Source organism: Oryzobacter faecalis (genome assembly GCF_046764005.1).
In the GTDB taxonomy this organism is placed as follows: Bacteria; Actinomycetota; Actinomycetes; order Actinomycetales; family Dermatophilaceae; genus Oryzobacter; species Oryzobacter faecalis.
The window spans coordinates 220,829-233,966 of the sequence record NZ_JBKOFW010000005.1; the positions used below are offsets into that span (position 1 = coordinate 220,829).

The following is a 13,138-nucleotide window of genomic DNA, read 5'->3' on the forward strand; positions in this document are numbered from 1 at the left end:
ATGGCCCCGCGGACGAGTGTCGTGTGGGACGAGGTCTTCTGTGCGTACGACTTCGGTCCCACGCACCCGATGGGACCCGTGCGCCTCGACCTCACCACCCGCCTCGCCTCGGCGCTCGGCGTCCTCGACCACGTCGACCTCGTGGCCCCCGGTGTCGCCGACGACGACGTCCTCGCCACCGTCCACGACCGGGCCTACATCGAGGCCGTGCGGCGCGCCTCGGCCGACCCGGCGGCGGCAGACGCCCACCACGGCCTGGGCACCGACGACGACCCCGCGTTCCGGGGGATGCACGAGGCGTCGGCCCGCATCGTCCAGGGCACCCTCGAGCTGTGCCGGCGGGTGTGGACCGGCGAGGCGCTGCACGGCGTCAACTACTGCGGGGGGCTGCACCACGCGATGCCGGCCTACGCGAGCGGGTTCTGCATCTACAACGACATCGCCGTCGGCATCCGGTGGCTGCTCGACCACGGCGCCGAGCGGGTCGCCTACGTCGACATCGACGTCCACCATGGCGACGGCGTCGAGCGGATCTTCTGGAACGACCCGCGGGTCCTGACGATCTCGCTCCACGAGTCAGGGCGGCACCTGTTCCCCGGCACCGGGTGGCCGGGCGACATCGGAGGCCCGGACGCGCGCGGCTCGGTCGCCAACGTCGCCCTGCCGCCGGGCACGGGTGACGCCGCCTGGCTGCGCGCCCTGGACTCGGTCGTGCCGCCGCTCGTGCGGGAGTTCAAGCCCGACGTCCTCGTCACCCAGCACGGCTGCGACACCCACGTCCACGACCCCCTCGCGCACCTCGCCATCACGGTCGACGCGCAGCGCCGCGCGCACGAGCTGCTCCACGACCTCTCGCACGAGGTGGCCGAGGGGCGGTGGGTCGCGCTCGGCGGCGGTGGGTACGAGCTCGTCGAGGTCGTCCCGCGGTCGTGGACCCACCTCACCGCGATCGCCGCGCACGCCCCGGTCGCCGTCGACACGGCGGTGCCGGAACCCTGGCTGGAGCACGTCCGGGCCACGTTCGGGCGGGGTGCCCCGGGGCGGATGGGCGACCTGCCCGCCGACCGGTTGCCGATCTGGGTCCAGCCCTGGAGTATGGGCCACAACCCCGACCACCCCGTCGACCGGGCCGTCCTCGCGACGCGGCAGGCCGTGTTCAGCCACCACGGCCTCGACCCCTGGTTCGACTGAGGGGCTCGGCCGAGGAACTCCCCACCGGTCGAGACCGATCCGGCGCGGCTCGGCGTGTCGACTGGACAGGGCCGACCAATGTGGTCCGTTTCCTTCCCCAGTTGTCACAACTGCCCCTATGGTTGCGACTGCACGACCCGCAGGTCCCAGGCCGGGAGTTCCGGCTCTGCGGGGCGAGCAGAAGATCGAGGTCACGATGTCCACGGAGCGTCAGCTCGGGGAGGTGCGGTTCCTCACCGTCGCCGAGGTCGCCACGATCATGCGGGTCTCCAAGATGACCGTCTACCGCATGGTCCACGCCGGGGAGCTCCCGGCGATCCGCGTCGGTCGATCCTTCCGGGTCCCGGAGGACGAGGTGCACACCTACCTGCGCAGCTCGTTCGTCGACACCGCGTGATCCACCACAGCAACACCCTCACGAGGGGCGGCCCGCACGACGGGCCGCCCCTCGTGTCGGTCGGGGCTCCACGGGCCGCGGGGGACCGCGGTTTGGGGGCCACGCACGCCTGCCGGTAGGGTGGGCAGCCGCACTCCCCGTCCCAGCCACGAGGTATCCCATGGGTTCTGTCATCAAGAAGCGCCGCAAGCGCATGGCGAAGAAGAAGCACCGCAAGCTCCTTCGCAAGACGCGCCACCAGCGTCGCAACAAGAAGTGACGCTCCGGCGCTCCTTCTGACATCGAGAGAGGTCCCCGCACCGTCGGGGGCCTTTGTCGTGTCCGGAGGCGGGGGAGGGCACGGGCCGGGTGTGGGGACCGTCGCACGGCAGCGCGTGTGCGCCGCCGCGGGCACTCTGTAGGGTCGGGGTGAGCAGTGTCGGCAACGGAGGAGCAGGCGTGGCGTCGGTGGTCCTCGTGACCGGGGTGTCCCGGTACCTCGGTGGGCTCCTCGCGCGCCGGCTCGGCGCCGACCCGGGGGTCGAGCGCGTCGTGGGGGTCGACGTCATCCCGCCGCCGAACGACCTCCCCGGGGTCGAGTTCGTCCGGGCCGACATCCGCAACCCGATGATCTCGCGGGTCATCGAGAGCACCGGCGTCGACACCGTCGTCCACATGAACGTCATCGCGACGCCGACGTTCGTGGGGGGTCGCACCCCGCAGAAGGAGATCAACGTCATCGGGACGATGCAGCTCCTCGCGGCGTGCCAGAAGTCGAGCACCGTGCGGCGCCTCGTCGTCAAGTCCTCCGCGGCCGTGTACGGCTCCACGCCGCGCGACCCGGCCCTGTTCACCGAGGACATGGGCGCCAAGCGCTCGCCGTCGGGCGGGTTCGGCAAGGACAGCATCGAGGTCGAGGGCTACGTGCGCGGGTTCGCGCGCCGCCGCCCCGACACCGACATCCTCACGCTGCGCTTCGCCAACATCATCGGTCCGCGCATCCGCACGTCCATCACCGACTACTTCAACCTCCCGGTCATCCCGGCGCCGCTCGGCTTCGACGCCCGCATGCAGTTCATGCACGAGGACGACGCCATCGACGCGCTCGCGATCGCCACGACCGGCGACGCCACCGGGGTCGTCAACCTCGCCGGCGACGGCGTCATCACCGTCTACCAGGCGGCCGCCATCGTGGGCCGGCCCGTCCTGCCGGTGCCGCTCCAGTCGGCCGGGATCGTCGGGGGCGTCACGAAGCGCCTGCACCTCGCCGACTTCTCACCGGACCAGATGTCCTTCCTCGCCTACGGGCGCGGCCTCGACACGACCCGGATGCGCGAGGTGCTCGGCTTCTCCCCGCGCTGGAGCTCGCGCGGGGCCTTCGAGGACTTCGCCCGCACCGTCGGCCCGGCCGTCCCGGCCGTCGCCGCGGTCGGTGACCTCGTCGGGTCCGTCGCGGGGTCGGCGAGCCAGGCCGTCCTGCGCGCCCTCGGTTCCGGGAGGGGTGTCTGATGGCGACCGCCCGCCGGGGAGCGCTGGCCGCCGGAGCCGCCCGGGCGTCGGGGGAGCGCGCCCGCCGCCGCTCCACCCCGCTCATCGGCGCCGACCCCGTCGTCCCCGCCGAGGACGCCACCTCGCCCGCGCGCCCGGCCGTGAAGGCCGCAACGAAGAAGACCGCGCCGGCCGTGAAGGCCGCAACGAAGAAGACCGCGCCGGCCGGGAAGGCAGCGGCGAAGAAGGCCCCCGCGAAGAAGGCCCCCGCGAAGAAGGCCCCCGCGAAGAAGAGCGCTCCCGCGAGGAAGGCGGCCCCCCGGAAGGCCCCCGCGACGAGGACGAGCCCGGCGAAGGCCGCCGCGGACGTGCCCGCGCCGCTGGCGTCCGAGGCCGCGGCCCCGGTCCGCGAGGCGGCGTCGGTCACCCCGCTCCAGACCCCGCCCGCGCGGCGCCCCCACCGCCCGGCGCCCCAGGTGCGCTCCGCCCCGTCGCGGGCGGCATCGCGCCAGGCGGGCGAGCGCCGCGCCGGGTCCGCGACCCGCGCCCCGGCATCCGCGGGCGCGGGCGCGGCCGACGAGCGGCGCCCGCGCGTCGACCCCCGCACGAAGGCGGCCCGTGACGCCGCCCGCCCGCACCTGCGGATCGCCGAGCCGCCGCTCGACCCCACGGTCACCGAGGCGCCCTCGCGCACCGGACTGCCGCTGCCCGACGTCGCGGACCTCCTCGAGGGCCTGGTGGCGATGCTGCGGGTGGCCGCCGAGTCGGCCGGCATCGCCCCGGAGGACGTCGAGCGCCGCATCGCCCAGGTGCTGGCGTACATCCGGCGCCGGGTCGACGGCGACTACGAGGTCGACGACTTCGGGTACGACGCCGACTTCACCGAGAAGGTCTTCTACCCGGTGCTGCGCCCCATCTACCGCCACTGGTTCCGGGTCGAGGTCCGCGGCATCGAGAACATCCCGGCCGAGGGCGGCGCGCTCGTCGTGTCGAACCACTCGGGCACGGTCGCCATCGACTCGCTCATGGTCCAGCTCGCCATCCACGACGAGCACCCGCAGCACCGGGTCATGCGGGCCCTGGGCGCCGACCTCGTCTTCCAGACCCCGTTCCTCGGGACGATCGCCCGTCGCTCCGGGTCGACCCTCGCCGCCAACGAGGACGCCGAGCGGCTGTTCGCCCGCGGCGAGCTCGTCGGGGTGTTCCCCGAGGGGTTCAAGGGCGTCGGCAAGCCGTTCCGCGAGCGGTACAAGCTCCAGCGGTTCGGGCGCGGCGGGTTCGTGGCCGCGGCGCTCGCGGCCGAGGTGCCGATCATCCCGTGCTCGGTCGTCGGCGCCGAGGAGATCATGCCGATCATCGGCAACATGGGCACGGTGGCCCGCCTGTTCGGCCTGCCCTACGCGCCGATCACGCCGACCTTCCCGCTCCTCGGCCCGCTCGGGCTCATCCCGCTGCCGAGCAAGTGGATCATCGAGTTCGGGGCGCCCATCCCCACCGACACCCACGGACCCGGCGCCGCCGACGACCCCATGCTCGTCTTCGACCTCACCGACCAGGTCCGCGAGACGATCCAGCAGACGCTCTACACCCTGCTGATGCAGCGCCGCTCGGTGTTCTTCTGATGACGGCGTCCCCTCGATGACGAGCGCCGGCGGCGCGGCGGACCCGCCGGTCCGCGTCCTCCTCCTCGGGCGCGACGGCTGCCACCTGTGCGACACCGCGCGCGCCACCATCGAGCAGGTGGCCGCCGAGCTGGGGGTCGGCTGGGAGGAGCGCTCGATCGACGACGACCCCGACCTCCGCGAGCGCTATGCCGAGCAGATCCCGGTGACCTTCGTCGACGGGCGACAGCACGACTACTGGCGGGTCGACGCCGCCCGGCTGCGCGCCGCCCTCTCCTGACCCGCCCCCGAGGCAGTCGCGTGCCCGGGCGGTCGCCCGGGCAGCCACCTCGGCACACGACCGGGCAGGGAACAGGTGGCGGGGCCGGGCGCTTGTAGCACACGGTCGTCGTGAGCCACCTCACGGGGTTCCACGCGACTTTGTGCATGTGTTCACAAGTGCGTAGGCTGGGCGATCTGACCCGCGCGTCGTGCCGCTGGGCGCGACCCGCCATGTCCACGAGAGCGTCGCGGGCCGCGAAAGGAGTCGGTGACCCCACGTGTCCACCGCAGCGACAGCCCGCCGGGGCATCCCGGAGGCCTCGGTGGCCCGTCTGCCCGGGTACCTGCGCTCCCTCACCACGCTCGCGCGCGAGGGCGTCGTCTCGGTGAGCTCGGAGGAGCTCGCCACCGCCGCCGGTGTCAGCTCGGCGATGCTCCGCAAGGACCTCAGCCACCTCGGCTCCTACGGGGTCCGCGGGGTCGGCTACGACGTCGACTTCCTCGCCTCCGAGATCGCCGCCGTCCTCGGCCTCACCAAGGACTGGCCGGTCGCCATCGTCGGGATGGGCAACCTCGGCCGCGCGCTCGCGGCCTACCGCGGGTTCGCCGAGCGCGGGTTCCGCGTCATCGCGCTCCTCGACCGCGACGCGCACGTCGTCGGCGAGGAGGTCGCCGGCCAGGTCGTGCGGCCCATGACCGACCTCGAGGCCCTCGTCGAGGACGACGGGCTCTCGATCGGCGTCATCGCGACCCCGCCCGAGGGGGCCCAGCAGGCGTGCGACGACCTCGTCGAGGTCGGCATCCGCTCGATCCTCAACTTCGCGCCGGGCGTCCTCACCGTCCCCGACGGGGTGACGGTCCGCACCGTCGACCTGTCCACCGAGCTGCAGATCCTCGCCTTCCACGGGCAGCGCGTCGCGGTCCCGGAGGTCGTGTCGTGAGCCTCGTCGTCCTCGGCCTCTCCCACCACGGCGCCCCCCTGGCCCTCCTCGAGGCGGTCGCGCTGACCCCCGAGGGGCGCACCGCCCTCGAGCGCGACATCCTGCGCTCGGAGCACGTCACCGAGGTCGTCGTCGTCTCCACGTGCAACCGGACCGAGGTCTACGCCGAGTCGCTGACCTTCCACGGGGCGCTCGCCGACGTCACCGCGGCCCTCGCCGCGGCGTGTGCCGTCGACCGCGCGGACCTCCAGCCGCACCTCTACGTCCACTACGAGGAGCGCGGCATCGCCCACGTCTTCTCCGTCGCGGCCGGCCTCGACTCGATGGCGGTCGGCGAGGTCCAGATCCTCGGCCAGGTGCGCCGCTCGCTCGCGCGGGCCCAGCGCCACGGCCACGTCGGCCCGGCGCTCAACGGCGTCCTCCAGCAGGCGCTGCGCGTGGCCAAGCGGGTCCACACCGAGACCGACATCGACCTCGTCAGCGGCTCGCTCGTGCAGGCCGGGCTGACCCGTGCCGAAGCCGTGCTGGGCCCGCTCGGCGGGCTCGCCGTCCTCGTCGTCGGCGCCGGTGGCATGGGGGCCCTCGCCGCCACGACCGCCGCCCGCGAGGGAGCCTGCACCGTCGTCGTCGCCAACCGCAACCACGACCGCGCCCGCACCGTCGCCGACCGGGTGGGCGGGTCGGCCCGCCCGCTCACCGACCTGCGCGCCGCCCTCGTCGACGCCGACGTCGTCGTGTCGAGCACCGGCTCCCCGGGACGCGTCGTCGTCCTCGACGACGTCACCGAGGCGCTCGCCGCCCGCGGCGGCCGGCCGCAGGTGTACGTCGACCTCGCACTCCCGCACGACGTCGACCTCGCCGTCGCCGGCCTGGACGGCGCGACCCGCGTCGGGCTCGCCGAGCTCGGCGAGGACCTCGCCGGCGCCGGGTCCGCGCCGCAGGTCGCCGAGGCGTCCGACCTCGTCACGGCCGAGGTCGCGGCCTTCCTCCTCGCCCGCTCGGCCGAGGCCGTCGCCCCCACCGTCACCGCCCTGCGCACCCGCGCCGGCGAGCTCGTCGACGCCGAGCTGCGCCGCCTCGAGCGGCGGACCCCCGACCTCTCCGAGGCCGAGCGCGCCGAGGTGCGCCGCGCCGTCGAGCGGGTCGTCGACAAGCTGCTCCACACGCCGACGGTCCGGGTCAAGGAGCTCGCGCAGGACGGACAGGGCGGCAGCTACGCGCGTGCCCTCTCCGACCTGTTCGACCTCGACCCGCGCGACGTCTCCGTCGTGTCCGTCCCGCCGACGATCCCGGGGGAGGACGCATGACCGCCCTGCGCCTCGGGACCCGCCGCTCGGCGCTCGCGACGACGCAGTCCTCGTGGGTCGCCGACCGCCTCCGCGCGCTCGGCCACGAGGTCGAGCTCGTCGAGGTGAGCACCGAGGGCGACCGCGACCAGGCCACCCCGCTCGCCCAGCTGGGCGGCACCGGCGTGTTCGTCTCGGCCCTGCGCGCCGCGCTCGCCGAGGGCCGCGTCGACCTCGCCGTCCACTCGCTCAAGGACCTGCCGACCGCGGCCGACCCCTCCGTCGTCGTCGCCGCCGTGCCCGTGCGGGAGGACCCGCGCGACGCGCTCGTCGCCCGCGACGGCCTCACCCTCGGCGAGCTCCCCGCCGGGGCGCGGGTCGGTACCGGGTCGCCCCGGCGCCGCGCCCAGCTGGCCGCGCTCGGCCTCGGGCTCGAGGTCGCCGACCTGCGGGGCAACGTCGACACCCGGCTGGCGCACGTCGCCGAGGGGCGCCTCGACGCGGTCGTCCTCGCGGCGGCCGGGCTGCGCCGCCTCGGCCGGGTCGACGAGGCCACCGAGCTGCTCGACCCGCTCCAGATGCTGCCGGCACCCGGCCAGGGTGCCCTCGCCGTCGAGGTCCGGTCCGACGACGCCGCCACCGCGGCCGTGGTCGCCCCGCTCGACGACGCCGACTCCCGCGCCTGCACCACCGCCGAGCGCACCCTGCTCGCCGAGCTCGAGGCCGGGTGCTCCGCGCCCGTCGGGGCGCTCGCCGAGGTCGTCGAGGGGATGGAGGGTCCGGAGCTGTCGCTGCGGGCCGTCGTCGCCACCGTCGACGGCACGGCCGACCTGCGCCGTTCCCTCGTGGGGGCGGTCGAGGACGCCGCCGACCTCGGGCGCCGCCTCGCGCGCCTCCTCCTCGACGACGGCGCGGCCGACCTCATGGGTCCGGGCCACGCCGCCGAGCCACCACCCTCGCCGGACCCCGTGTCCGGCGCCACCGCCCGATGACCACCACGATGTCCCCCGCCGCCGATCCCATCGCTACGGAGCGTTGCCAGTGAGCCCCACGCGCTCGACCCAGTCCACCCCCCGCGTCCCCGCACGCGTCGCCTTCGTCGGCGGCGGCCCAGGCGACCCCGGTCTGCTCACCGTCCGCGCCGGTGAGCTCCTCGCGGCCGCCGACGCCGTCGTCATCGACCAGGTCGCCCGCGAGGCCGTCGTCGAACGGTGGTGCGCCGCGGGCGTCGACGTCGTCGACGCCGGTCACGGCGACCACGGCGAGCGCCTCACGCAGGCGTCGCGCGCCAAGCTCGTCGTCAGGGCGGCCAAGGCCCACCCCGGCGGGCTCGTCGTGCGCCTCATGGACGGCGACCCCGCCGTCTTCAACGGCCTCGCCGAGGAGGCGCAGGCCTGCGTCAAGGCCGGCATCGCCGTCGAGGTCGTCCCCGGCGTCTCGTCGGTCACCGCGGTGCCGTCGTACGCCGGTGTGCCGCTGACCTCCGCCGCCTCCACGGGCGTCCACGTGCTCGCGGCCGGCGGCAAGGTCGGCGACCTCGCCGCGGTCGTCGACCCCGGCGTCACGGTCGTCGTCATCGGGCAGCCCGACAAGGCCGCCGCGACGCTGGAGGCGCTCGTCGCCGCCGGCCGCGACGCCGCCACCCCGGTCGCGGTCACCGAGCGCGGCACGAGCACCGAGCAGCGCACCACCGTGACGACGCTCGCCGAGGCCTCCGACGTCATGGCCGACGGGCGCTTCCCGATCCTCGCCGTCGTGGGGTCCACTGTGACCATGCGCGAGACGCTGTCGTGGTTCGAGACCAAGCCGCTGTTCGGCTGGGACGTCCTCGTGCCGCGCACCAAGGAGCAGTCCGGCTCGATGACGGCGCGCCTGGAGCACCACGGCGCGACCGCCGTCGTCGTCCCGACGATCTCGGTCGAGCCGCCGCGCACCCCGCAGCAGCTCGAGCGGGCCGTCAAGGGCATGGTCACCGGCCGCTACGAGTGGGTCGGGTTCACCTCGGTCAACGCGGTGCGCGCCATCCGCGAGAAGTTCGACGAGTTCGGCCTCGACGCCCGCTCGTTCGCCGGGCTCAAGGTCGCGGCCGTCGGCGGGGTCACCGCTCAGGCGCTGCGCGACTGGGGCATCAACCCCGACCTCGTGCCCGAGGGGGAGCAGTCCGCCAAGGGCCTGCTCGAGGCGTGGCCCGCCTTCGACCACGACCTGGACCCGATCAACCGGGTCTTCCTCCCGCGCGCCGACATCGCCGCCGACATCGCCACCGACACCCTCGTGGCCGGCCTGCTCGAGATCGGCTGGGAGGTCGACGACGTCACGGCCTACCGCACGGTGCGGGCCACCCCGCCGCCGGCGCCGGTCCGCGACGCCATCAAGTCGGGTGCCTTCGACGCGGTCCTGTTCACGTCGTCCTCCACGGTGCGCAACCTCGTCGGCATCGCCGGGAAGCCGCACCCGACGACCGTCGTCGCGTGCATCGGCCCGGCCACGGCGAAGACGGCCGAGGAGCACGGCCTGCGGGTCGACGTCCTCGCGCCGGAGCCGACCGCCGAGGCCCTCGTCGACGCGCTCGCCGACCACGGCCGATCGCTCGCGCTCGCGGCCCAGGAGGCCGGTGAGGACGTCCTGCGTCCGAGCCAGCGCCGCCCGGGTTCGCGCCGCCGGGCGACCTGAGTCCGGTTCTCCCCGTGGGCTTCCCGCAGAGCCGTCCGCGCCGGCTGCGTCGCACGCCGGCGCTGCGGCGGCTCGTCGCCGAGACGCGGCTGCACCCGGCCGAGCTGGTCCTTCCCGTGTTCGTGCGGGAGGGGGTCGACGCGCCGCAACCGATCGGGTCGATGCCGGGCGTCGTGCAGCACACGCTGGACACCCTCGTCGAGGAGGGGCGCCGCTGCGTCGACGCCGGCCTCGGCGGGATCATGGTCTTCGGTGTCCCCGAGGCGAAGGACGCGCGGGGGTCCGGGGCCGACGACCCCGACGGCATCCTCAACGTCGCGCTCGCGCGGCTCCAGGACGCCGTCGGTGACGAGCTCGTCGTCATGTCCGACCTCTGCCTCGACGAGTTCACCGACCACGGGCACTGCGGCGTCCTCGCCGCCGACGGCTCCGTCGACAACGACGCCACCCTCGACCGGTACGCGTCGATGGCGCTGGCGCAGGCCGCGACCGGCGCCCCCGTCCTCGGGCTCTCCGGGATGATGGACGGCCAGGTCGGGTACGTGCGGGCCGCGCTCGACGCGGCCGGGCACACCGACACGGCGATCCTCGCGTACGCGGCGAAGTACACCTCGGGGTTGTACGGGCCCTTCCGCGAGGCGGTGAACTCCTCGCTCGTCGGCGACCGGGCGACCTACCAGCAGGACCCCGCCAACGCCACGGAGGCGCTGCGCGAGCTCGAGCTCGACATCGCCGAGGGCGCCGACATCGTCATGGTCAAGCCCGCCGGTCCGCACCTCGACGTCATCGCCGCCGCGGCCGCGATGTCGCCGGTTCCCGTTGCGGCGTACCAGATCTCGGGTGAGTTCGCGCAAATCGAGGCCGCCGCCGAGCGGGGCTGGGTCGACCGCGACCGCGTGATGATGGAGTCGCTGCTCCACATCCGCCGGGCCGGTGCGCAGGTCATCCTCAGCTACCACGCCCTCGAGGCCGCAGCACGCCTCTGACACGCCCTGTCGCGCGACCTACCGCCTGGTAAGCGTCGCGATCACGACGCTTACCAGGCGGTAGGTCGCGACACCCGGGGTGGTCAGGGTTCGCGCTGGCCGCCCAGGAGCCCGGCGACCGCCGCGCTGTAGCCCTCCGGCGTGACGTCGCGCACGATGAGCCGCTGGAGGACGAAGCCCGGGACGAGCCCGATGGCGGCCTGCGCGACGAGGGCGGGGTCGGCGTCACGGTCCCAGCGGCCCTCCGCCTGGAGCGCCGCGATGACGTCCGCGACCCGCCCGCGCAGCTCGGCGACCTTGGGGCCCGCGACGGCCCGCACCGCCTCGTCGCGCACGGCCTCTGCCCACGCGGCGACCATGACCCGCGTGAGGTCGACGCCGGTCGCGGCCGCCTGCGCCTCGACGGTGCGGCCGAGGTGGCCGACGAGCTCGGGGACCGAGGGGGTGTGGCCCCCGGCGAGGAGGCCGTCGAGGGCGTGGCCGACGATGCCGAGGGCGTGCTCGGCGAGGGCGGCGATGATCTCGTCCTTGCTGCGGAAGTACCCGTAGACCGCACCGGCCGACAGCCCCGACCGCTCGATGACGTGGGCCATCGTCGTCTTGTGGAAGCCCTCCTCGGCGGCGCTGTCCATGGCCGCGCGCAGGATCTGCTCGCGGCGGGCGCTGCGGTGCTCCTCGCTGACCCTGGGCATGCCCGCCATCGTAAACCGAACGACCGTTCTTGACGGCACAGCCTCCCTCGTGGAGGATCCTCGTCCTATAGCGAACGAACATTCGCTTTATACTGAGGAGGAGAGCACGATGACCGCCACGACCCGGACCCACGACCACCCGACGACCACCCCCGAGGCCGGAGGTGGCCACCCCGGCTGGAGGCAGGTGCTCGCCCCTGCCGCGGCCGTCGCCGTCCTCCTCACCGTCCTGGTGAGCGCCTTCGCCTGGCCCGCGGTCCGGTCGGCACCGCACGGCATCGGCCTCGCCGTCGCCGCACCCGCTCCCGCGGCGGCGCAGCTCGAGGGTCGGCTCGCCGCGGCGGCGGGGGAGGACGCCTTCGACGTCACCGTCGTCGCCGACCGGGCCGCGGCGGAGGAGGCGATCCGCGAACGCGAGGTCTACGGCGCCGTCGTCCTCGGCCCCTCGGGCGGGGAGATGCTCGTCGCGTCGGCCGCGAGCCCCGCCGTCGGGCAGGCCCTGACCCAACTCGCGGCCCGGATCCCCGCCGGGGCCGGTGGTCCCCTCCCGGTCACCGACGTGGTGCCGCTGCCGGCCGAGGACCCGCGTGGGGTGGGGCTGGCCACCGGACTCCTGCCGCTCCTCGCCGGAGGCGTCGCCCTCGGCGCCCTGGCCGCGGTCGAGGTCCGCCGGCGCGGGGTGCGCCTCGTGTCCCTGGCGCTCGGCGCCGCGGCGGGTGGGGCGGTCGTCATCGGGCTGCTCCAGGGCTGGCTCGGTGCGCTCGACGGGTCGCCCTGGCTGACCTGGTCCGTGGCGACCCTCGTCGTCGGGGCCGTGGCGGCGACGGTCACCGGGCTGCACCGCCACCTCGGGACCCCCGGCATCGCGCTGGGCGCGCTGCTCGTCATCGTCCTCGGCAACCCGCTGTCGGGTGTCGCCTCGGCTCCCGAGATGCTCCCTGCCGGCTGGGGGGCGCTCGGCCAGTGGCTGCCTGCCGGGGCCGGCGCGACGGCCCTGCGCTCGGTGGCGTTCTTCGAGGGAGCCGGGTCAGGGCGGGCGTTCGTCGCCCTCGGTCTGTGGTTGCTCGCCGGGCTCGTCCTCCTGGCGCTGCCGACGCGCCGCTCCCGGTCGGTCAGTGCGGCGTGAGGAGGGCGAGCGGCATCCGGCGTCCCGACTTGCCCTCGTAGGCGCCGAACGCGGGGTTCTCCGAGAGCACCTGGGCCCAGGCGTCGTCCCGCTCCTGCCCCTGCAGGATGCGCACCGCGACGTCATGGCGCCGGTCGCGGACCTGCACCACCGCGCGCTCGACGGCCCGCAGGTTCTTGAACCACTGCGGGTCGTCGGGCAGGCCGCCGGCGGAGCCGACGACCAGGTAGCCGCCATCACGCTCGAAGTAGCCCACGGGACAGCTGAACTCACGACCCGACCTGCGGCCCCTCACCGTCAGGACGAGGACGGGCGTGCCGCCCCTGCCCTTCCCGCCGACCCGCCCCTTGCTCGTGCGGTAGACCCAGACGCCGACCCTGTTCCCGACGCGCATCACGGACCTGAGGACGCCCATCCCTACCTCCTGTGGTCGGAGGAGCACCACCTCCGATCCTAGGCTCGGCCCGGGTCCGTGGAAATCCTGTGGACGTCGTCC

At 74.8% G+C, this 13,138-nt stretch carries 14 protein-coding genes; 12 read left to right on the forward strand and 2 right to left on the reverse strand.

Annotated elements, in window-relative coordinates; genetic code table 11:
- The 11 genes from ACK8HX_RS11755 (at position 1) to hemB (ending at position 10,824) form a co-directional block, all read left to right on the forward strand.
- Positions 1-1,191: an acetoin utilization protein AcuC gene (locus ACK8HX_RS11755; protein WP_411940883.1), complete on the forward strand. Its 1,191-nt coding sequence runs from the start codon at positions 1-3 to the stop codon at positions 1,189-1,191.
- A gap of 196 nt (positions 1,192-1,387) precedes the next feature.
- A complete protein-coding gene (locus ACK8HX_RS11760; RefSeq protein WP_166102834.1) occupies positions 1,388-1,588 on the forward strand; it encodes a helix-turn-helix domain-containing protein in 201 nt (66 codons plus the stop codon).
- 160 nt (positions 1,589-1,748) lie between these two features.
- Positions 1,749-1,847: a 30S ribosomal protein bS22 gene (locus ACK8HX_RS11765; protein WP_003792170.1), complete on the forward strand. Its 99-nt coding sequence runs from the start codon at positions 1,749-1,751 to the stop codon at positions 1,845-1,847.
- 179 nt (positions 1,848-2,026) lie between these two features.
- Positions 2,027-3,076: an NAD-dependent epimerase/dehydratase family protein gene (locus ACK8HX_RS11770; protein WP_411940884.1), complete on the forward strand. Its 1,050-nt coding sequence runs from the start codon at positions 2,027-2,029 to the stop codon at positions 3,074-3,076.
- On the forward strand, positions 3,076-4,677 hold the full coding sequence (locus tag ACK8HX_RS11775) for a 1-acyl-sn-glycerol-3-phosphate acyltransferase (protein WP_411940885.1): 1,602 nt from the start codon (positions 3,076-3,078) through the stop codon (positions 4,675-4,677). Before ACK8HX_RS11770 ends, ACK8HX_RS11775 begins: the two co-directional genes overlap by 1 nt.
- Positions 4,678-4,693: 16 nt before the next feature.
- The gene (locus ACK8HX_RS11780; protein WP_411940886.1) at positions 4,694-4,957 is read left to right on the forward strand and encodes a glutaredoxin family protein; all 264 of its coding nucleotides are present in this window, start codon (positions 4,694-4,696) and stop codon (positions 4,955-4,957) included.
- 259 nt (positions 4,958-5,216) lie between these two features.
- The gene (locus ACK8HX_RS11785) at positions 5,217-5,879 is read left to right on the forward strand and encodes a redox-sensing transcriptional repressor Rex (protein ID WP_411940887.1); all 663 of its coding nucleotides are present in this window, start codon (positions 5,217-5,219) and stop codon (positions 5,877-5,879) included.
- Positions 5,876-7,186, forward strand: coding sequence for a glutamyl-tRNA reductase (locus tag ACK8HX_RS11790; protein WP_411940888.1), 1,311 nt, complete (start codon positions 5,876-5,878; stop codon positions 7,184-7,186). Before ACK8HX_RS11785 ends, ACK8HX_RS11790 begins: the two co-directional genes overlap by 4 nt.
- The gene (gene hemC / locus ACK8HX_RS11795; RefSeq protein ID WP_411940889.1) at positions 7,183-8,157 is read left to right on the forward strand and encodes a hydroxymethylbilane synthase; all 975 of its coding nucleotides are present in this window, start codon (positions 7,183-7,185) and stop codon (positions 8,155-8,157) included. Before ACK8HX_RS11790 ends, hemC begins: the two co-directional genes overlap by 4 nt.
- A 49-nt stretch (positions 8,158-8,206) precedes the next feature.
- Positions 8,207-9,838, forward strand: a complete 1,632-nt coding sequence (locus tag ACK8HX_RS11800) for a bifunctional uroporphyrinogen-III C-methyltransferase/uroporphyrinogen-III synthase (RefSeq protein ID WP_411940890.1) — start codon at positions 8,207-8,209, stop codon at positions 9,836-9,838.
- A gap of 14 nt (positions 9,839-9,852) precedes the next feature.
- A complete protein-coding gene (gene hemB, locus ACK8HX_RS11805; RefSeq protein ID WP_411940891.1) occupies positions 9,853-10,824 on the forward strand; it encodes a porphobilinogen synthase in 972 nt (323 codons plus the stop codon).
- Between the two features lie 83 nt (positions 10,825-10,907).
- On the opposite strand, the gene ACK8HX_RS11810 is transcribed toward hemB, so the two are convergent.
- Positions 10,908-11,516: a TetR/AcrR family transcriptional regulator gene (locus ACK8HX_RS11810; RefSeq protein WP_411940892.1), complete on the reverse strand. Its 609-nt coding sequence runs from the start codon at positions 11,514-11,516 to the stop codon at positions 10,908-10,910.
- Positions 11,517-11,625: 109 nt separating this feature from the next.
- Here ACK8HX_RS11810 and ACK8HX_RS11815 point away from each other — a divergent pair, with 109 nt between their 5' ends.
- Positions 11,626-12,642 (forward strand): ABC transporter permease, encoded by a 1,017-nt coding sequence (locus ACK8HX_RS11815; protein WP_411940893.1) that lies wholly within the window; start codon positions 11,626-11,628, stop codon positions 12,640-12,642.
- Here the strand turns inward: ACK8HX_RS11815 and ACK8HX_RS11820 are convergent.
- Positions 12,629-13,057 (reverse strand): nitroreductase family deazaflavin-dependent oxidoreductase, encoded by a 429-nt coding sequence (locus ACK8HX_RS11820; protein ID WP_411940894.1) that lies wholly within the window; start codon positions 13,055-13,057, stop codon positions 12,629-12,631. The two genes, ACK8HX_RS11815 and ACK8HX_RS11820, sit on opposite strands and share 14 nt — an antisense overlap.
- Positions 13,058-13,138 lie beyond the last annotated feature (81 nt).